This is a genomic window from Roseibium aggregatum IAM 12614 (genome assembly GCF_000168975.1).
GTDB classification, from domain to species: domain Bacteria; phylum Pseudomonadota; class Alphaproteobacteria; order Rhizobiales; family Stappiaceae; genus Roseibium; species Roseibium aggregatum.
In genome coordinates this window covers 39,778-59,373 of sequence record NZ_AAUW01000028.1, presented here as the reverse complement: position 1 = coordinate 59,373, position 19,596 = coordinate 39,778, and the positions used below count along the sequence as shown (strand labels likewise).

20 protein-coding genes are annotated in these 19,596 nt (G+C 58.2%); 14 read left to right on the top strand and 6 right to left on the bottom strand.

Annotation, left to right across the window (positions count from 1 at the left end):
* Positions 1-47: 47 nt before the first annotated feature.
* Complete coding sequence (locus SIAM614_RS28080) at positions 48-482, top strand: winged helix-turn-helix transcriptional regulator (protein ID WP_050789512.1); 435 nt, start codon at positions 48-50, stop codon at positions 480-482.
* A 48-nt stretch (positions 483-530) separates the two neighbouring features.
* Here SIAM614_RS28080 and SIAM614_RS28075 read toward each other — a convergent pair whose 3' ends face one another.
* The 3 genes from SIAM614_RS28075 to SIAM614_RS28065 form a co-directional block, all read right to left on the bottom strand.
* Entirely contained in the window at positions 531-1,364 is an 834-nt protein-coding gene (locus tag SIAM614_RS28075; protein ID WP_208984116.1) for a substrate-binding periplasmic protein, read from the bottom strand.
* A gap of 95 nt (positions 1,365-1,459) precedes the next feature.
* Positions 1,460-1,909 (bottom strand): peptide-methionine (R)-S-oxide reductase MsrB, encoded by a 450-nt coding sequence (gene msrB / locus SIAM614_RS28070; RefSeq protein ID WP_006939841.1) that lies wholly within the window; start codon positions 1,907-1,909, stop codon positions 1,460-1,462.
* A 116-nt stretch (positions 1,910-2,025) separates the two neighbouring features.
* Positions 2,026-3,003, bottom strand: a complete 978-nt coding sequence (locus SIAM614_RS28065; protein WP_006939839.1) for a GGDEF domain-containing protein — start codon at positions 3,001-3,003, stop codon at positions 2,026-2,028.
* Positions 3,004-3,419: 416 nt separating this feature from the next.
* Here SIAM614_RS28065 and SIAM614_RS28060 point away from each other — a divergent pair, with 416 nt between their 5' ends.
* The 8 genes from SIAM614_RS28060 to SIAM614_RS28025 all read left to right on the top strand — a co-directional run bounded on the left by SIAM614_RS28060 (position 3,420) and on the right by SIAM614_RS28025 (position 10,100).
* The gene (locus SIAM614_RS28060) at positions 3,420-5,810 is read left to right on the top strand and encodes a putative monovalent cation/H+ antiporter subunit A (RefSeq protein WP_006939837.1); all 2,391 of its coding nucleotides are present in this window, start codon (positions 3,420-3,422) and stop codon (positions 5,808-5,810) included.
* A complete protein-coding gene (locus SIAM614_RS28055; protein WP_006939835.1) occupies positions 5,810-6,229 on the top strand; it encodes a Na(+)/H(+) antiporter subunit B in 420 nt (139 codons plus the stop codon). Before SIAM614_RS28060 ends, SIAM614_RS28055 begins: the two co-directional genes overlap by 1 nt.
* On the top strand, positions 6,229-6,606 hold the full coding sequence (locus SIAM614_RS28050; RefSeq protein WP_006939833.1) for a Na+/H+ antiporter subunit C: 378 nt from the start codon (positions 6,229-6,231) through the stop codon (positions 6,604-6,606). The genes SIAM614_RS28055 and SIAM614_RS28050 overlap by 1 nt, the downstream gene beginning before the upstream one ends.
* A 5-nt stretch (positions 6,607-6,611) precedes the next feature.
* Positions 6,612-8,201 carry a Na+/H+ antiporter subunit D gene (locus SIAM614_RS28045; protein WP_006939832.1) on the top strand — a complete coding sequence of 530 codons (1,590 nt, stop codon included), beginning with the start codon at positions 6,612-6,614 and terminating at the stop codon, positions 8,199-8,201.
* Positions 8,198-8,674, top strand: a complete 477-nt coding sequence (locus SIAM614_RS28040) for a Na+/H+ antiporter subunit E (protein ID WP_006939830.1) — start codon at positions 8,198-8,200, stop codon at positions 8,672-8,674. The genes SIAM614_RS28045 and SIAM614_RS28040 overlap by 4 nt, the downstream gene beginning before the upstream one ends.
* The gene (locus SIAM614_RS28035) at positions 8,671-9,027 is read left to right on the top strand and encodes a cation:proton antiporter (protein WP_006939829.1); all 357 of its coding nucleotides are present in this window, start codon (positions 8,671-8,673) and stop codon (positions 9,025-9,027) included. The genes SIAM614_RS28040 and SIAM614_RS28035 overlap by 4 nt, the downstream gene beginning before the upstream one ends.
* The gene (mnhG, locus tag SIAM614_RS28030) at positions 9,024-9,368 is read left to right on the top strand and encodes a monovalent cation/H(+) antiporter subunit G (protein ID WP_006939827.1); all 345 of its coding nucleotides are present in this window, start codon (positions 9,024-9,026) and stop codon (positions 9,366-9,368) included. Before SIAM614_RS28035 ends, mnhG begins: the two co-directional genes overlap by 4 nt.
* Before the next feature lie 315 nt (positions 9,369-9,683).
* Positions 9,684-10,100 carry a MucR family transcriptional regulator gene (locus tag SIAM614_RS28025; protein ID WP_006939826.1) on the top strand — a complete coding sequence of 139 codons (417 nt, stop codon included), beginning with the start codon at positions 9,684-9,686 and terminating at the stop codon, positions 10,098-10,100.
* A 159-nt stretch (positions 10,101-10,259) separates the two neighbouring features.
* On the opposite strand, the gene SIAM614_RS28020 is transcribed toward SIAM614_RS28025, so the two are convergent.
* Positions 10,260-10,691 carry a SufE family protein gene (locus tag SIAM614_RS28020; RefSeq protein ID WP_006939824.1) on the bottom strand — a complete coding sequence of 144 codons (432 nt, stop codon included), beginning with the start codon at positions 10,689-10,691 and terminating at the stop codon, positions 10,260-10,262.
* Positions 10,692-10,947: 256 nt separating this feature from the next.
* Positions 10,948-11,499: a DUF5330 domain-containing protein gene (locus tag SIAM614_RS28015; RefSeq protein WP_006939820.1), complete on the bottom strand. Its 552-nt coding sequence runs from the start codon at positions 11,497-11,499 to the stop codon at positions 10,948-10,950.
* Between the two features lie 297 nt (positions 11,500-11,796).
* Between SIAM614_RS28015 and SIAM614_RS28005 the strand changes: the two genes are divergently transcribed.
* The 3 genes from SIAM614_RS28005 (at position 11,797) to SIAM614_RS27995 (ending at position 14,756) form a co-directional block, all read left to right on the top strand.
* Positions 11,797-13,497: a sensor histidine kinase gene (locus SIAM614_RS28005; RefSeq protein WP_157140138.1), complete on the top strand. Its 1,701-nt coding sequence runs from the start codon at positions 11,797-11,799 to the stop codon at positions 13,495-13,497.
* Positions 13,498-13,505: 8 nt separating this feature from the next.
* Positions 13,506-14,285: a peptidoglycan-binding domain-containing protein gene (locus tag SIAM614_RS28000; RefSeq protein WP_006939817.1), complete on the top strand. Its 780-nt coding sequence runs from the start codon at positions 13,506-13,508 to the stop codon at positions 14,283-14,285.
* Between the two features lie 99 nt (positions 14,286-14,384).
* On the top strand, positions 14,385-14,756 hold the full coding sequence (locus tag SIAM614_RS27995) for a DUF1491 family protein (protein ID WP_006939816.1): 372 nt from the start codon (positions 14,385-14,387) through the stop codon (positions 14,754-14,756).
* A 58-nt stretch (positions 14,757-14,814) separates the two neighbouring features.
* On the opposite strand, the gene SIAM614_RS27990 is transcribed toward SIAM614_RS27995, so the two are convergent.
* On the bottom strand, positions 14,815-15,975 hold the full coding sequence (locus SIAM614_RS27990; protein WP_081455376.1) for a DUF2336 domain-containing protein: 1,161 nt from the start codon (positions 15,973-15,975) through the stop codon (positions 14,815-14,817).
* A gap of 464 nt (positions 15,976-16,439) precedes the next feature.
* Between SIAM614_RS27990 and SIAM614_RS27985 the strand changes: the two genes are divergently transcribed.
* A complete protein-coding gene (locus tag SIAM614_RS27985; RefSeq protein ID WP_006939811.1) occupies positions 16,440-17,303 on the top strand; it encodes a hypothetical protein in 864 nt (287 codons plus the stop codon).
* Positions 17,304-17,851: 548 nt separating this feature from the next.
* Complete coding sequence (locus SIAM614_RS27980; protein ID WP_006939805.1) at positions 17,852-19,534, top strand: tetratricopeptide repeat-containing sulfotransferase family protein; 1,683 nt, start codon at positions 17,852-17,854, stop codon at positions 19,532-19,534.
* Positions 19,535-19,596: the final 62 nt, after the last annotated feature.

Genomic DNA, 19,596 nt, shown 5'->3' with positions numbered 1-19,596 from the left:
GGTTAGTTTTGAGATATTTTCGATCTCGGACAAAAATGGAAATCAGGATGACCGACACGGCTGAAATCGCGCCCGGATGTGCATTGAACAGTGGAGCGCCCTTGTCCGAATTGATGCAGCAGGGGCAATTGCTGAACCAGAATTGTCCGTCGCGCGAGATCTTGCGCCATCTGACGAGCCGCTGGGGCGTTCTTGTGCTGATCGCGCTGCTGGAGAAGGACCGGCGGTTTTCAGAGCTTCGCCGCACTGTCGGTGGCGTCAGTGAAAAGATGCTGGCGCAGACGCTGCAGACCCTGGAGGCAGACGGTTTCGTCAACCGGTATTCCCATCCGGTGGTGCCGCCTCATGTCGATTACAGCCTGTCGCCCATCGGCAGGGAAGCAGCCTTGAAGGTGCGCGACTTTGCCGACTGGATAGAAGTTAATACCGCCAGGATACTGACCGCCAAGCCAGGCCAGAGTGAAGCCGAGGCAGCGGAATAGCAATCTGGCAGAGGTCCTGCGCCGCAACTTGCAGCCATAGGATCGCCGTCAGTGTGAGTACCGATCGACGATCTGCCAGTATCTCGGATCCCGCCACACTTTGGAGACGGCAGCGGACAGCCGGCCCTTGACCTGCGGATCGAGGTCGTTGTTGGCCGCGAGCCACTGTATTCCGTGGGTGACCGGGGCTCCGATCACCAGGGTCGACGGATCAAAACCCTGCTGCCGGAACATGTAGCTCGCCCGGACAGACATGGTGTACCAGGCATCGATCCGGCCGGTTTTGAGCATGACGCTCATCTGTTCGGCACTCGGAATTTCCTCGACGTTGCGGACCCCGAAACGCCGCAGGATCTGGCTGCGGTGGCTGCCAAGATGGACGCCGATCACCTTGCCGCTTTGGACTGCCTTCTCAAAAGTGTCCAAGGGTTCATCCAGTGTGACGAAGGCGCTCTCCGTATAGAGGAGAGGCGCGATAAACTGGAATTTTTCCTTGCGTTTATTGGAATAGGCGGCAGTGAAGAGAAGGGAGCCAGGCGTGTTTTCTGCAAGAAGCTGTGCACGGCTCCACGGGGCGAACATGATCTTGATATCAAGACCGGCTTCTTCGGCAACGAGTTCCATCAGCTCGACTGCGATCCCTTTTTCCTCTTCATTGATGGAAAGCGGAGGCAGGTAGCCTGTAAACGCGACAATTTCCTCTGCATTCGCTGCAGAGGACAATGTCGGCTGGCTCAGAGGTCCCAATCCCAGAAAGACAACCAGAGCGCGAGAAAATGTGCCGGAAAAAATTCGTAATACAGACAAGATCCACCCCGGTGTTCTTAAACTTGTGCTGCTGTTATTATCAGTGGGGTGTAACTGAATTGTAAAATCTGCCACTGTTCTTAAAACTAGTGCTTAATGCATGTATTAATCCTGCCCGCCGCGCTATCATTTCGGGCCAACCCTTCAAAGGCGGGCAGGACTTGACATGGCTATTCGGCTTTTGTGGGCAGCCTGCCGCCGTGAACGAAATTCATTGCATGGCCGTTGAGGCAATAGCGCAGGCCCGTGGGTGGCGGCCCGTCCGGGAAGACGTGACCCAGGTGCGCGTCACAGTTGCTGCAGCGAATTTCGGTTCGGATCATGCCGTGTGACTGGTCTTCGAGTTCCCGTATCGCATCCTGGTCGACCGCTTCGAAGAAGCTTGGCCATCCGCAACCGGAATCGAATTTGGTGTCCGACATGAACAGTGGCGCCCCGCAGCACACACAGTCATAGCGGCCGATGAGCTTGTTGTCCCAATAGGGGCCGGTGAAAGGGCGCTCGGTGCCGGATTGCCGTGTCACGTAGAACTGCTCCGGTGTGAGCTGCTCCATCCATTCCGCAGTGGTTTTCTTGACTTTTGGAGATGCTTGGTATTGGCGGGTGGTGTCGTCGCTCATTCTGCATTCCTTGTATTGTGTTGTTCCGAGAAATAGGCGCGTGCACCGATGGCTGCAAGCGGCAGCAGATAACGGTTTCGTCAATGGTTACTGGTGGCTAGGTGTGGACTCGGCTTCTAACGGGTGAGGTGGTTCAAAACAGTCTTCACGCGATTGCCGCCTTCCTGGCGTGCCTGGAAAACGCAGTTCTCCGCGGCGGCAAGGATCATTTCGCAACTTTCCGAAATGCCGGTCTGTTCGACAACCGCGCAAGCTGCTCCAACAGATGCGGTCATGATGCCATTACCGGCGGTGTTGTCCGGATTGGGTATGCCGAGGTCCTGGATTGCTACATGAAGATAGGCGCTGATGGTCTCTGCACCCATCTGGTGCGTTCTCGGCAGAAGAAGAGAAAACTCCGCCGTTGCGGTTCGCGCAGCGATATCCGCCGGGCGGCGCGCGGTTTCCTTCAAGGTTTCCGCGACCTTGGTCAGGCAGTCTTCGGCGGCGTCTGGCCCGAAATGTTCCGCAAGTGCTTCGAACCTGTCGAGAGAGACCTTGATCAGGCTGGTGTGGGTCTTTTCGCGAAGGGCGATCGCCCATTCCCGTTTCAGGCCTTCTTCAAAGGCACGCCTGTTCAGCAGTCCGGTCAGCGGGTCGGTCTGCGTTGCTGCATCCAGCAGGCTTTCCAGTTCCTTGCGTTTGGAAATGCTGCGGAAATAGACCGCGAAAGCGTAAGCCGTTCCGCTGCCATCTCGCAGTAAATGCGTGCTGACCTCCGCCCAGACCAATGGACCGAAGGCGGAGCGAAGTTGAAGGTCTGCATGGGGAAGGGGAGACTGTGCGTTGGCGCTGCCGCACAGGATCTGGTGCAAATGGTCCGCATCTGCATCCGGACTGGCCAGGTAAACAAGATCGCTCAGATGGTCGGCCAGTTTCTCGGCACTCCACCCGAACAGCCGCTCGGCGGCCGGGGAGATGTAAGCGGGGGCACCGTCGAGGCCAATCATGACAATGGCTTCATTGCCCAGTTTGACGAGCGTTTCAAAGTCGATACCGGACGGGCGGAGGAGATCCGTTCCCGAAGGCGTGTCCCGATTGCTGCCCGACACCATCTTTCCCTGCCTCGCTCGATTTCCGTGCAACGCATACCTGTTCTGAAACTGAACGGCATTCACGCTTTGAAATCAAGTGGCAAGCTGCCGTTCCTCGGTCTTGCCGAAAGTGAAACGCTCGGATGATCTCCAGAGCGTGTTGTATTGCGCGCGTGGAGCCCGGAGCTTTTAATGTTGAGCCGTTTTCAGCACAGACAAATTGCGCGCTATGTCGGCTCGTCGGTCCTGCCCCTGACAAAAGAGCGAATGTGACGCGGGTGAATTCACCGAAAAACGACAAGCACACGCTTGAACACGTAATTTCAACTGCCTAAGACATGTCATAAACCTTCGGGCCCGTTATTATCCGGCGGATCGGGGCTGATTCGAGAAAGCCCGTTTCCGTCGTTTCTTTACAACCGTGACGAAAGATCAGCATGACGCCAGCATTGATCGACGACACCACTCTCTATGCCGTCCTCGCGCCCTTTGCTGCGGCTGTGGTTGCGCCCTTTCTGACCCGCTGGTTCAAACACAATGCGGCCTGGCTGCTGGCAATCGTGCCGGCGCTGATCTTCCTCCATTTCACAGGGTTCGTCGAACCCGTGTCGAAAGGGGAAAGCTTTGTTGCGGCAAAGGCCTGGGCTCCCAGTTATGGCGTGAACTTCTCTGTCTATGTCGACGGATTGTCGACGCTGTTTGCCCTGCTGATCTCGGGCATCGGAACGTTCATCATCCTGTACGCCGGAGGCTACCTCAAAGGCCATCCGCAGCAGGGCAGGTTCTTTTCGTTCCTGTTCATGTTCATGGGGTCGATGCTCGGCCTTGTGCTTGGTAACAACCTGATCTCCCTGTTCATCTTCTGGGAGCTGACCTCGATCACGTCGTTCCTCCTGATCGGTTTCGATCACCTGCGCGCTGCATCCCGCCGGGCCGCGCTCCAGGCGCTGGTGGTCACAGGCGGTGGTGGCCTCGCTTTGCTGGCCGGGTTCATCCTGATCATCTCCGCCACGGGCGAGATCGAGATGTCGGTGCTGCTGTCGTCGCCGGATATCATCAAGGACACTGCGCTCTACGTCCCGATCTTTTTCCTTGTTCTGGGCGGTGCCTTCACCAAGTCTGCGCAGTTCCCGTTCCATTTCTGGCTGCCCAACGCCATGGAAGCGCCGACGCCCGTTTCTGCCTATCTGCATTCGGCGACGATGGTGAAGGCCGGTGTCTACCTTTTGATGCGTATGCACCCGCTGCTGGGCGGAACGGAACTGTGGACGACGGTCCTGCCGCTGTTCGGCGGCGTGACCTTGCTGGTCGGCACGATCCTGGCGGTGCGCCAGACCGACCTGAAGCTGATGCTTGCCTATACGACGGTGGCCTCGCTCGGGCTTCTGGTGATGTTGACCGGCACCAGCCAGGAAAAGGCGCTGGAAGGCGCGGTTCTCTATCTGCTTGCGCATTCTCTCTTCAAGGGCGCGCTCTTCATGGTGGCGGGCACGATCGATCACGAAGCCGGAACCCGTGACATCACGAAGCTGGGCGGCTTGCGTTCGGCCATGCCGATCACTTTTGTCGCCGCCTGTCTGGCCGCGCTTTCCATGGCCGGACTGCCGCCGTTCATCGGCTTCATCGCCAAGGAAGTGCTTTACTATGGCACCTGGGGTTGGCTGGAACTTGGCCTGCCGATCACCGTCACGGCTGTTGTCGGCAATGCCCTGATGCTGGTGATTGCAGCCGCGGTCGCCATCAAGCCGTTCCTCGGTCCCAAGGTGGAAACGCCGAAACATGCGCATGAGGGGCCTGTACTGCTGTTTGCCGGTCCCGTGTTCCTTTCGGTCACCGGTCTTGGGCTGGCCTTGATCGCGCATACGACCGGTGAGCTTCTGATCGGGCCAACCCTGTCTTCGCTGGTTGGCCAGACCACGGAAATCGAACTTCACCTGTGGCCGACGTCGATCAATGCACCGCTTCTGCTGTCTCTGGTCACCATTGGCCTTGGTATTGTGCTGTTCACCCAGATCGACCGTCTGCGCGGCCTGATCGGCAGCATTCTTACGGCAATCGGCTGGGGACCGGACAAGGGGTTCGACCAGTTCGTGGCCGGTATCGTCGGATTGTCCTGGCGGATCACCCGTCTGCTGCAATCGGGCAAGATGCAGACCTACATGATCCTGACGTTCATTTTCACGGGCGTTGCGGTGCTGGTGCCCGGCTTCCTGACGGGCAGCCTGCCGGCAATGCCGAAGATGCCGGACTATCGCTTCTATGAATGGGGTATCCTGCTGATCGCCTTCTTCGGTCTGATCGCGGTACTCGTCGCCAATACCCGCCTGACGGCCATCGTGTCTCTGGGCATCCAGGGCTTTGCCGTTGCCCTGATCTTCATGATGTTCGGGGCGCCGGATCTGTCGTTCACCCAGTTCATGGTGGAAACCCTGTCGGTCGTCATCCTGGCGCTGGTCATGACGAGGCTGAACCTGTCACCCAGCGATCATCGGCACGGCCTTGCCGCCATTGGCACCGGCATTGTCGCCATCGGTGTCGGTCTCGGGCTGACCTTGACGCTCCTTGCGATAACGCAGCAGCCCTTCGATAGCCGGCTGTCCGACTTCTTCGCACAGTTCAGTCGCTCCATCGCCCATGGGCGCAATATCGTCAACGTGATCATCGTCGACTTCCGCGGCTTCGATACGCTGGGCGAGATCGCTGTGGTGGTTCTGGCCGGTCTGTGTGTGCTGGCCTTGATCCGGGTGCGCACCAAGCCTGAAAAACCGATCGAGAAGCCCGAGACGGTCTCCCAACCCACATCCGCCCAGACAGGGGAGGTTCGCTGATGCGTACGATCATCTTCCGCACCATTGCGCCCTATCTGTCCGCGCTGATGGTCCTGTTCTCGATCTTCGTGCTTTTGCGGGGCCATAACGAGCCGGGTGGCGGGTTTATCGGCGGTCTGATCGCCGCGTCAGCGCTCGCGATCTTCGGTATTGCCTGCGGCGTTGCTTCCGTGCGCCGTGCCATTGTCTTCCACCCGATGGGGGTTTCCGGTTTCGGCCTGTTCCTGTCGGCCCTGGCCGGGCTGCCGTCGATCTTCAAGGCGCAGGCATTCATGACCAGCCAGTGGCTGGACGTTCATCTCTTCGGCGTGGAGATCGCTCTGTCCACACCGCTGTTCTTCGACATCGGCGTTTATCTGGTGGTGGTCGGGGCAATCGGTTCCATTGCACTAGCGCTTGAAGAAAGGGAGGTCGACTGATGGAAAGTGGTGTCGTCATCCTGATTGGCCTGTTCTTTACAGTGGCCGTCTACCTGATGCTGTCCAAGCAACTCGTGCGCATCCTTCTCGGCATCGCCATTCTGGGCAATGCCGTGAACATGCTCATCTTTACCAACGGTCGCCTGACGCGCGAGGTGCCGCCGCTCATTCCCGATCATCTCTATGCTCCGGAAACGGCGACGGCCAATCCACTGCCGCAGGCGCTGGTGCTGACGGCGATCGTGATTTCTTTCTCGTTCTTTGCCTTTCTTCTGGTTCTGGCCTTCCGGGCCTACCAGGAACTTGGCACCGATGAAGTGAACGAGATGCGAATCGCCGAACCCGAACACGACCAAACTCCGCCGCAAGGGTACTAAGCTACATGGCCGGTTCTTCCGTTTCCGTCGATCTTTCCCAGGCCATGATCACCGCGCCCGTTGCGTTGGGTGACTGGCTGGTGGTCGCGCCTTCGCTGATCACCATCCTGGGCGGTGCGCTGTGCCTGATGCTGCGCAAGAATACAGATTTGCAGCCCAAACTCGGCATCGGGTTCCTGGCATTGCTGGTGGTGGCAAACCTGGCGCTTCTGATCCGGGTGCTCGACCAAGGTGTGATCACCATGGTCATGGGTAGCTGGCTGCCGCCATTCGGCATTGCCTTCACAGTGGATTCCCTTGGCGTAACCCTGTCGCTGATCGGCTCCATCGTCGCCTTCTGCGGCGGCGTTTTCGGGGCTGCGACCGTCGACAGCACCGGCCGCAGATACGGCTTTTATCCGTTTCTCCTGCTGTTGATGACAGGTGTCTGCGGCGCGTTCCTGACTGGCGATATCTTCAACCTCTATGTCTGGTTCGAGGTTCTGCTGATTTCGTCCTATGGTCTTCTGGTCCTCGGCAACGACCGGATCCAGCTTGACGGTGCGGTCAAATACGGCGTCCTGAACCTGATCGGCACGAACCTCTTCCTGATCGCAACCGGCATGCTCTATGGCATTTTCGGCACGCTCAACATGGCGGATCTCGCCATGAAGGTGGCTGCCCTGGAAAATCCGGCGTCCGGTACGCTGGCGACGGTCGCCGCACTCTACTTCCTGGCCTTTGCCATGAAGGCGGCTGCTTTCCCGGTCAATTTCTGGCTGCCGGCATCCTATCATACGCCCAATGTGGTCGTGTCGGCGGTCTTCGCCGGTCTGCTGACCAAGGTTGGCGTTTATGCGCTGATCCGCATCTTCGTGCTGATCCTGCCGGCTTCCCGCGGCTATATGGCGGACGTCATCGCGCTGGTTGCCATCGCCACCTTGCTGACGGGGGCTATCGGCGCGCTGGCGCAGAGCGAGGTAAGACGGCTGCTCGGCTATGTGGTCATCGCCGGTATCGGATCGATGCTCGCCGGCGTTGCTGTCGGTTCGACGCTGGCGGTCTCGGGCGCCATTTTCTACGCGGTTCATTCGATCATCGTCATGACGGCGCTCTATTTTGCCGCGGGCATCATGAACATGATGGGCGGCTCCTACGACCTCAGGCAGCTTGGCGGCCTCTATCAGAAAAGCGCCGCTTTCGCGGCCGTCTTTCTGGTACTGGGGTTTGCCGTTTCCGGGCTGCCGCCGTTTAGCGGCTTCTGGCCCAAGGTCATCCTCGTGGATGCAGCCTTCGCCGATGGCAGGGCCTGGCTGGGGGCCGCCATCCTCTTCAGCGGTTTCCTGACAACCCTGGCGATGGGCCGGGTCTGGATCTTTGCCTTCTGGCGGGGCGGTCCTGAAGGCACGGCGGACGGAGAAACGGTTGCCGTAACGGGCGAGACCGGCACGCAGCTTTCCGGAGCTGCGGTCTGGCTGCCGCTTGGAATTCTGACCGCGCTTGTTGTCTATTTCGGTCTGCAGCCGGAGTGGATGCTGGAGCTTTCAACGCAAGGGGCAAGCGGCATTGTTGAACCGCTTGGCTACCTGCGTTCAGTCTTTGGAGGCCAGGGATGACCAGTCTCTTTCTCATAAACATTCTTCTGATGCTTGCCTGGGGCGCGGTCACGGGCAGTTTTACTGAAATCAATCTGGCCTTCGGCTTCGTGCTGAGCTTCGGTGCGCTTTATCTCATCCGCGAACAGGTTGGCACGGCAGCTTATTTTCAGCGTGTCTCCAAAGGCTTCGGTCTGGCGGTGCTGTTCGTCTACGAACTGGTGCTGTCGGCCTGGCGGGTTGCGATCATCGTTCTGAAACCGAAGATCGAGCTGCAGCCTGGCATCATCGCGTTTCCCCTGACTGTAGACAGGGATTTTGAAATCACGATGCTGGCCAACCTGATCACCCTGACGCCGGGCACATTGTCCGTTGATGTGTCCGAAGACCGGAAGACGCTTTATGTGCACTGTATCGACGTTCCGGACCCGCAAGCCACGATCGACGACATCAAGAACGGTTTCGAACGCAAGATCCTGGAAGTGTTCAGATGACACCGCTTGAGACCTTCTCCGCCCAGTTCCTGGATGTCTGCGTCTCTGTTGCGCTGGCTCTGCTGACGGTTTCCTTCATCATCATCGTCGTCAGGACGGTCAAGGGCCCCAGTCTTCCGGACCGGATTGTCGCCCTGGATATGCTGGTGGCCGTCGGCATCGGCTTCATCGCCGTCATCGGCGTGTCCACCGGCTTTTATCTTTACATCGACATTGCGATTACGCTCGGCCTCGTCGGCTTCCTGGCGACGGTCGCCTTCGCACGCTTCGTCCTGAACCGCGGCCTTGCCGGCGACAAGACGATCATGGACGAAGTCGAGGAAAGCATTAAGCGCAGGGAGGCGGGACAATGAATGCAGCGGTAGAAATCATCACCGGTATCATGCTGATCATCGGCGCATCTTTTGCGTTGGTCGCCTCGATCGGCATCATCCGGCTGAAAGACGTTTACATGCGCATGCATGCGGCTTCCAAAGCCGGTACACTTGGCTCCGGCGTCATGTTGCTGGCGCTGGCAGTCCATGCGAGCGATCTGGCTGTTGTCACGCGTGCAATCGCCGGTGTGGTGTTCTTCCTGCTCACTGCCCCAATTTCGGCTCATTTATTGGCAAAAGCTGCGTATGCAGCCGGTTACCGCCCCTGCGCCGATACCAAGGTAGATGCCCTGGAGAAGATTGTCCGGCCGAAAAGCTGAGACATGGTGAGCAGCAATGGTCATGAAAGACAGTTTTTCCGACAATACTATCGGTCCATTGTCAAACTTGATGCGTTAGCGGAAGCCAATATTTATACAATTTGATTTTTATTGCTTCTGATCGATTTTTATTTGAATTTCGGGGTTGTCGTCCAACGAAAGCGGCGATATAAGGCTGTGACGATTGCCTGCAAAGTAGAATCTTTTTGATTTCTGGGCCCGCAAGTAACTGAATCTCTCATTCCGCTTTCGGCACATATTTTTTGCAGGTAAACCACAAAGCTAATTTTGAAATCAGTAGAGAACGGGTGAAATATGACTGACAGTCCGGTGGATGCGAATCTGATTGATCTTACGGCAGACATCGTCTCAGCCTACGTGAGCAACAATACCGTAGCGTCAACAGATCTGCCAGGCCTGATCAACGAAGTGTATGGCGCGCTGCAGAGAACTGCCAGCACGTCTACCGAGCCGGAGCCGGAGCCGCTGAAGCCTGCTGTGCCGGTCAAGAAGTCGGTCATGCCGGACTACATCATCTGCCTGGAAGACGGCAAGAAGTTCAAGTCGCTGAAGCGTCACCTGCGTACGCACTACAACATGACCCCGGAAGAGTACCGCGAGAAGTGGGACCTGGGTGCCGATTACCCGATGGTTGCGCCGAACTATGCGGCTGCTCGTTCGGAACTGGCCAAGAAAATGGGCCTCGGCCAGCAGCGCAAGCGCTCCAAGTAAAACTTTCAGTTTCGGCTGAGAATAAAAAGAGCTGCCTTCGGGCAGCTCTTTTTGTTTTTATGCTGGTGTTTTTTGAACGAGAGATCTTTACGGGCTTGGGAATGGCTTTCGCCGTCAGGTCAATTCATCACCTGCCGGACGCAGTCCAAGCAAAGGCACTCAAGCTGCTGCAAGCGCGCCCTGGGCATCGCTGCGGATGCGGCCGACCATGGATTTCAGACCGTTTGAACGCTGCGGCGTCAGGTGTTCCTGCAAACCCAGTTTGGCGAAAATGCCTTCGACGTCGGTGTCCAGGATGTCCTGTGCGGTTTTGCCGCTGAACAGACACGTGACGATGGCGACAAGCCCTTGCACGATCAGCGCGTCGCTATCTCCGCGGAAGCTGAGAACAGGCTCGCCCTCGCTATTTTTGTCGATGGTGGTGATCAGCCAGACCTGCGACACACAACCGCGTACCTTGTTGGCATCGGTCTTTTCAGCTTCGGAGAGATCCGGCATCTCCTTGCCGAGGTCGATGAGGTATTTGTAGCGGTCTTCCCAGTCGTCGAGAAAATCAAACGTCTCAAGGATATCGCTCAAGGTTGTGGTCATGGCACCGATCTTTGAAGGTCTTGTTCGCCTTCATATAACTCGTGAGCGGCAAAGTGCAAATGCCGGCAGGTGCGCTGGAAGAGAAGAATAAAGATACGCCGCAGATGAAATGGGCAGCTTTCCATCTGCGGCGCAGCGGAACAAGCCGCTGAAGTGAAGCCGTCTTTGCGATGCTGCCGGGCAGCAGCGCTCCAGCGGGGCGCAATCGGTCGTTTTCGGATCCAGGAGGTCGTAGGATCGTGAACGACCAGTCCGCTCAGGTCTTTTGGCCTGAGCGTGGTTTGGGCCGTGGCACCGGCCCAAGGACTGTCTCTCTGGCAGAGACGTTGTCGAAAACCGGTTGCCACGACGGGCTGCCGGCGAAAATCTCAGTGGCCTGACCGCTCGGCTGAGTGGAGCGTTCACTCGCACTCGGCACGGGTGTCGACCCGGTTACCAGCAGTTCGCTTCCCGGTTTATCTGTGATCTGCGTGTCAAGGAATTCGTAGACGATCCGGGCGCCGTCACGTGCGCGGCTGCCGATTGCCGTCAATGCATCGCCTCCCGTTTCGCAGGCCTGCGGATTGCGTCCGCAAAAGCCGCCAATGTCCGACATCGTTGCCTGAGCCGCCAGGAAGGCGGACACCGGATCGATGTTTTCTGCCGAAGTGTCTTCCCGATCTGACCCGAGGGGAATCAGGACGAGCACCAAGGTGAGCCAAAAGGCCGTCCTCAAGAGAAAGAACATGTCGCTACCCATAGTCTGTTCAGTCTTGCGTGCCTTTGTGCCGTTGGCACGCTTGTTATGGAGGCACACTAGCAGCGACATGAGAATCCCCGGTTGAGCGGGAAAAGCCAATTTTCATAAAATAAATCAGGTATTTAAATCGTATTTTCTGAAATATTGATTCAAATTTTAGCCAATGGCAGTCAACCTGTTGAAGGAAATGAGCTTTTTGGAAAAAAGCGCAATTTGGATTCATCCTTTATCGTTCCTTAAGTGCTGCAACCGACAATGGCCTTACAAAAGGTGCGAGCGGATAATTCCGTGATTGTTGTGTGGTAGAGTAGAGTGCGTAACCTTCTGAAAAACATACAAAATATCTGGGGGCATTGGGTGGCTCGCGTGGATGGAATGATTCATCCCGATGCGGCTTCCGATCCTTTTCTTGCACCGTTGCATCGCTCGTTTCTGTTCAGTTGTTTTGCCAGCGGTGCCGCAGCGCTTGTGGTGCTGCCGTTGCACCTGGCACTCGCCGGGGCACCTCAGGTGGCAACCCTGCTGGCTCTGGCTTGGATGCTGAGCCAATGGCCTCTGGCGCTCTATCTTTCCCAGTCAGGCGCGCTTTCCAAGGCAGCCGGTCTTTCCGCCTCCCTGTTTGCGATGTTCGTTGCCGGTGTCTGTGCGGTTACCGGCGGTGCGCAGTCCTTCGCGCTTGCCTGGCTGCTGGTGCCGCCAGTGGAAGCTGCACTTGCCGCAAGCCGGCGGACAGCTCTTGCGGTCACCGGGCTTTGCGGCGCACTGGTTCTTGGCCTGACCTTTGTTCCCTTGCCTTTATCACCGGTCTCCGGTCTTCCTGGGCTGGCCACACCGCTCGCGGCACTGGCCGCTGTTCTTTACGTAGGGTTGCTGTCGCTCCGTATCGCCTTCGACCGTGCGCTTGCGCAGAAAGTAGTTCGCTCAACGGAAGAAAAACGCCTTCAGATCAGCCAAAGCGTTGCCGACATCTATTGTGAACTTGCCCCGAGCGGGACGCTCAAGGTCATTGGCGGTCCGGTCAAGGAAGTGCTCGGGCATCTGCCCGCAGAAAGTGACGAGGACTGGCTGTTTCCGCGCCTCCACGTTGCGGACCGACCGCTTTATCTGACCTGCCTTTCCGAAGCCCGTTTGAATGGTGTTGCCAGAACCTTCGAGGCGCGGCTGAGGGTCGGGGCAAATCGCCCGGGAGAAGCCGGGCAGGCCGACTACAGGCGGATGGAGGTGCATTTGCGCCCTGGCCGTCAGAGCGGGTCTGTTTCTGCACAGGTGGCAGACCTTTTGCTGACCCTTCGGCCTGTTGAAACCATTGAGCCGCTGGCAGCGGCCGGCGCAGGCATGTCCGCGCTGGGGAGTGCCCGCGCGGACCGTATCTCCCGCGACATGCTGGAAACCGCGGGTGTCGAGGCCTCGCGGGCGCTTGCCGATATTCTGGCGCATTCAGAGCGGCTGGATCGTCTTGGCCGCGAAAACTCCGATCCCGCGCTGAGGCAGGCCGTGGAAGCCCTGCGTCAAAGCGGCGAACGCGGTCTGGCATCACTGACGGCGGCACTGGATCTGGTACCAGCGGAATCAACTGCCAGTCAGCCGGACATCGCCGGTGTCGACGTCGAGACCTGTCTCAATCAATGCATGGACATGGTGGCCACAGCCGCGTTGCGGCGCGGGGTCTCCGTGCAGATGGCGAGTGCCCAGGAATGTCCGCCGGTGGCGGCCGACAGAAAACTGTTGCGCCAAGCGCTGTGTTTCCTGCTGGCGGATATGGTGGAAACCTCCGAGGCTGGCGCCGTGTTGAGTGTTGATGTCCAGTCAGGTGCGGGGAGTGCGGACTTTGTGTTCTCGACAAAGAACCGGCAATCGAGCCTGTGCTGGAGTACCGAAGCCTCCGCGACCGTGCTCGGTCTCTCCAGGGCTCTTCTGGAACGCATGGGCGGCAACCTCACGGTGCACACTGTTCTTGGGCAGGGCGAAAGCGTGATTGTTACCTTGCCGCTCAAGACGCAGGCGCAGCAAGACACCGGTCAATCCGTCAAGGAAACCACGGCCGAACGATTGGCGAGATCGGCATAGGCACCGGAATGGCAAGAGCAAAAAAAACAACAAGGCAGGCCAAGGCGCAGCAGGTGAAGCCGTCCGAATCTCTGATGGCCAAGGCCGGGCATATGGCGCTCGACAATCCTGTCGCGGCGGGTGGAACCGTGGTGATGGGGCTGACGGCGTGTCTGATCGTGGCCAATGCGGTTGGCCTGCAGCCTGGCCGGCACCCGGCGCCCCTGTTCACGACGCGAGACCGGCCGGATTCCATGCAGCTTCCGGAGCCGGATGGCAGGAGCCCGGGTCTGCAGGTGCAGGAAATTTCCACTCTGGTGCTCGACCTGCAGATTTCCCTGCGCAAGATCGGCCTTTACGAAGGGCCACTGGACGGATTGAACGGCCCGGCGACAGAGCGCGCGATCCGGGGCTTCGAGCGCCAGGCCGGGCAGATCGAGACTGGCGAAGCAACGGAAGCCCTGCTTGCCCTTGTGCTGATGCAGGGGGAAAACCCCATGGCGACGGTTCACGGTCCCGTGCCGCGCCCGAAACCCGGGGTCTCCGGCATGGCGAGCCAGGCAAGCGCGCAGCCGCTTGATGCGGATGGCGGCGCAGCGATTGATGTGGACCCGAAGCTGAAGAAGATCCAGCAGGCATTGTCTGAACTCGGATACGGTCCGCTGAAAGCTGACGGTGTCATGGGTGCCAATACGACCGCTGCCATCAGGCGTTTCGAATTTGACAGGGGATTGCCAATGACGGGCGAACCCGGCCCCAAGGTGATCGAGCGGCTGGAAATGGTCAGCGGCCGGTCGCTGTCCGGTTAGCGACGGGCAATACGTTGCCGTCTGCCGGCATCTGGCGTAGAGCAAGGGCACCTTTCTTTTGATTTGAGAGTGTCGGCGTTTACGGCAGAGGCGGGCTGAATGCGGGTTACATCAGATTTTTTTGTCAGCGCATTGGTCCGGCGCGTGTTTGGGGAAGGCGGCTTTGCCGCTGTCTCCAGGCGGGGCGCTCCGGAAGCCGGAGCTGTCTTTATCTGCGTCGACCGCCTGGATGGCAGCTTCGACTTCTACGGTCCCGCTCCCCAGGCCATGTTCAGCAGTTTGCCGGATGGACGCCTTTTCGAAAGGATCTTCGAACAGGCCGACAGGGAGACGATCGATACGCGGCTGGCAGGCGAGGCGCGGATGGATCCTGACTATTGGCTGGTGGACATCGAGGCGCGTGACGGGCAGATCGAGCTGCCACTGGCAGAGGACAAGCCAGAACCCGGTTCAGACGTTTTCCGCTATTGAAGCGGGTTCAGTGATGGGCTTTCAGCCCTTCCGCAGGGCCGAGCTGGTGCGGCTGCAATCAGGAATGGGTCGATTTGCGGATCGCGGTATCCGTTTGAGCGGAACCGGATATCTGCACGTCTGATGCCGCAGCGTTGCGGCGCGCGCTGTCCTGATACTGTGTGCTGTGCCGCACTGCCGCCGGCTGCGTGCCCTGATCGTGCAGGATCCATTGTCCCACAAGCACCTCTGCAGCGCCCTGGCTGAGCGTGCGATAAAGGCGCAACAGGCCGCGCAGTCTTTCCAGGGACAGGTTTTCCCCCAGCATCCGGATCATCACCGTCGCGATCCCGGATGCCGGCATTCCGAGCGCTTTCAGCGCGACGGTCAGACCTTCGGCCTGATCATCATGCATCAGAAGATCGCAAGTCGACTGCGGCAGTCCGAGCCCCTGGCCCAGAAGATCGGCAAAACGGGAGCGATGCTGCAAAAGAGCTTCGCTTACCAGAGCGTCCCGCAACTTGAGGCGCGCAGTGTCCGCGCGTCTGTCTGTCGAAGATCCGGGATTCTGAGCCTGTTTGACCAGACTGGTCATCTCCGCCGCGGCGATCGCTTTCGACTTCAATGGAGCCGGTAGATGCAGGAATTGTCCCATGAGTCCATCCGGGTTTAGAGCGTCCTGACCTGCCAATTCTAAACCAAGAGTGGCAACGATGTCACTGCGACAACTCAGTTTTGCCTGGTGAGCGGGTGTCAGGGTGACGTCTTCCCGGTCGAGAAGGATACGGATTACCGAGGCTCCGGCGTGTTCGCACAATTTCGTGATGACCGATTCGCGCAAGGACGGCCGGTTGGCGACGGCCTTGCGCAGGGAATCCGGCCCGGCTTCCGCAACCTTCAAAAGGAGATCCACAGAAAGCCTCGGGCTGTAACGAAGTGCGGGATAGGCTGTCAGTTCGTCCTCATCGGAGGCGAGCTGGGACAGGAGGTCGTCCGGTATTTCCGGATGCGCGGCCAGCAGACTTGAGATCCGGCGTCTGTCCGGGAGGGAGGTCTTGGGCAGGAAATTGGACGCCAGCTCCAGAAAAATACGTTTTTCTTCAACATCATGCCGGGAACGTCCGGCAAACAGCTCACTTGCGGCCAGAAGCACACCTCGATCGTCGCCCTTGGAGGACGCGGATCTGCCGGGAGAAGTGGAATTCGGCACAGGCTGACTGAAATGTTGGGTTTGGCGCATGACACCCGTCTACAAAATACAAAAGACCGGACCACCGGAGGAACTTGCTTCGTTCAAATTGCAGGAAAAGCGTTAGCATGCTGTTAACCCTGACGGCTTCTTAATGAAGAGCAGGAAGTAATGCGTCGCCCGTTTGACCGTTCCCGGCCGGTAATACACCGTCAGGGGAGATCGGAACCGAAGGAGGAGACGATGGGCACCTTGTTGGACTTTTCATCAGCTCAACGCCCCACGGCACGCGTGGGCTGCCGTTCCAATCATCGCCGAATGTCAAGTCCGGAGACCTTTGGAGAAGTTATCCTCTTTCCAGGTGTCCGGTATGAGCGCCACGACCTTGATCTTGCCGCACGAATCGCGACCATCGGAAAAGCGGCCGGACCTGCTGGCTCCGACAAGGACTGACGGTCCCTGCCTCTCCAGCCGCGCAGGAGACCATTCTTTTTAGCGGCCTGGAGAAGCGCCCGATGGGCAAAGGCAAAGCGGATCGTTCCGCCACCGCATCCCTTGTGGAAAGCGGTCGCAGACCAGGGCAGGGGGCTATCGCCGCCGCTGCCATGCTGATTGCCGTCAGCCTTGCCGCCTGCACGCGCCCGACAGGGGACTTTGATCGTGCCAAGCCATCCGTCATTCATGACAGGGTGATGCCGGCTGCAGGCGACGAAGCAGCACGCCTGCGCGGCGACCCGGTTTCCAAATTCAACTACACCAACGACGAAAAGCTGATGCGCAATCGCGGCTGGACGTTGATACGTCCGCCCTGGACGAAGGACTGGATCGGCGGAACCATGGTTGAGCTGTCGCGCACACGCGTTCTGCCGGAGGTGGAGGGGCGCGTGCCACCGGACCTCTATCTGATCTATCTGAGATCGGACAAGTTCCAGTCTTCCGATGCCCGCTACGACAAGATTGCCGCCGATGCGTCCGGGGACGCGGAACTGGTAATGCCCTTTTGCGAAGTTGCCCTGCGTGTGAGGGCGGCGGACGATGAGCGCTTGCGTGTCCTGCAGAACAAGCCGGTAAAGTCCGAAGAAACCTATGACGGTGCGAAGGCGCGTGTCTGGGAAAACCGCGTGATGATAAAATGGGTCGGTCAGGCGCTGCGCTACCGGATCATCGCTTACAAGAAGGCGCTCGACGGGCTGGAAATCGAAACGCCGACGCGCGACCGCGTCTGGAAGGTCAACAACGCGATCCGGGAACTTGAAGGCCAGGTTCGCATTGCCGAGGCCGGTTGCGACCCGGAAAAGCGTTATGGAGACGACAAACCCGTTCGCAGGTCCCGGATCTATACAGGCTGGGGCACCGAACGCGCTCCGGTGGTGAAATAACACCAGAGCGAATCTGCGGCCCGGATTCAGGCAGTTTTTCAGAGATTTAATCTTCCCACGTCAGAAATACCAATGGCAGAAAGCCACTTTGGCGTGGAATCCGGTGCTGCTTTTCCACAGCCAGCATGCGTGTGCCCAGACCCTCTGTTGCGACACCTTTGACTAACCTTGTGGCCGCAGTATTCCGGAAGAAGCCGGCTAGTTATTATTTTTCAGTTTGGTCGTTTTTGAAAAATTAATACGATCGCGACCCTCACGGTCTTTTTTGCGATCCTCTCTGCGCTCAACCGTATTTTACTTCTTGCATCAGAGTTTTAGTTAAATTGACCTGCCTTAACGGTATGCGCGCATAAGTTTTATTTATTGCAATGCAAAAAAAAGTGAACACCTGAAAAAGATACGTGATCACAAGCTTTTAGCCTAATTTTGGTCGTTTTTCCGGCAAAGGAATGGCCTTTCGAAGGTTTTGACACTTGCCCTCGCTCAGGCATCGAACTAAACCGTTCAGTTTACAGCGTGACCAAATCCCCGAACCTGAAGGTTGTCGAATGAGCCGGAACATCACGCTTCTCGTCAAAGAAGCGCTCGTCCACCAACATGCCGGGCGCATCGGAATTGCACTTGGTATGTTCGAGGAGATTTTGAAGCTCGATCCCAAGAACCCGCAGGCAAATTTTTCGCTGGGCATCGCTGCCTATCAGAATGGTGATGTCGGTCTGGCCATAGAGATGCTTCGCAAGGCAGAGCGCAAAGCCGGAAAGCACCCCCAGGTGCATCAATTGCTCGGATTGGCACTGATGAACGCCGGCGATTTGGCCGGTGCGATGAAGTCATTGAAGAAGGCCGTGGTGCTTGCGCCCAATGTGGCGGATTTTCACGCCCATCTCGGCGATCTTTACACGCTCAAGCGCCAACCGCAGCTCGCGCGCCAGAGCTTTCAGCGTGCATTGGCGGTTGATCCGGAAAACGGCTATGCCATCGTGGGAATGGGGAAGCTGGATGTCACCGTTGGCCGGGTAGACGATGCGATTGGCTGGTTCGAAAAGGCCATAGCCTTGGGCAAGGAGCTTCCTTCGGCGCTTCATAGCCTGACAATGACGCGCACCTACAGGCAGGTCCCGGCCGAACTGGAGAAGATCGAGAACCTGCTCGAAGAGGCAAGCACATTGCCTGAGCCGGAACTTGCTCACCTGCACTGGGCCGCCGGCAAGATCCATTACGACCTCGGCGATACGCCGAGTGCAGCGCAACACTATCGCGCCGCGCGCCGGCTGCGCTACAAGTCCTTTGATCAGAAGGCCCACGAAGAACGCATTTCCTTCATGAAGGAAGTGTTTGATGAAGCGTTTTTTGCGGAACGGACGGAACTGGGAGACAGTTCGCAGAGGCCTGTCTTCATTTTCGGCATGCCTCGCTCCGGAACCACTCTGGCCGAGCAGATCGTCAGCCGGCATTCACGCATCAGCAGCGGTTCGGAAATTCCTTATTTCCGCTTGCTACAGCAGGATCTCGGCCTGCAGGCGCCACCAAGCACTGCCCTGGAAAACCGGTTGAAAAGCCTTGGCCCGCGTGAGTTCAAGCAATTTGCCCGGCACTATCTGGCGGAACTGAGTGCAATCGACCGGCGGGCAGACCGGGTCACCGACAAGATGCCGCATAATTTCGAAATGCTCTGGCTGATGAGCCTTCTGTTTCCAAAGGCCGCATTCATCCATTGCGTCCGCTGCCCTGCGGACACATGCGTCTCGCTGCTGTCGCATTCACTTTCGCCCGCACACAATTACGCGCTGAACCAGAAGTCTCTGGGCAGCTATTTCGTGACCTACGACGGCCTGATGAAACACTGGGAGAAAGTTCTTCCGGTCCGCATCCACACGCTTTCCTACGAAGACCTTGTTTACAACCAGGAGGAGGAAAGCAAAGCCCTTCTGGCCTGCACGGGCATGGACTGGGAAGAGGAGTGTCTGGAGTTTTACAACGGCGACAGTCCCGTGACCACGTTCTCCAATCTGCAGGTCCGAAAGCCGATGTTCCGATCTTCGATCGGGCGCTGGAAACGTCACAAGAATCTTTTGGGGGACCTGTTCGACGCGCTGGGGCCTTTGTCGCCCCTCGAAGAAGGACAGGAGGACGGCAACGGAACAGGGTACGGTCAGCAACAATCGCTTTCGGCCGGGGTGCCGGATAACGACACGTCGCAATTCCGGAGCGTGAGTTCGCCGGTTTCCTGAACTCTCCCCGGTAGACCTAGCCGGCGTTCTGGCAGCCTACCGGTCAAGCATGCTGACGATAC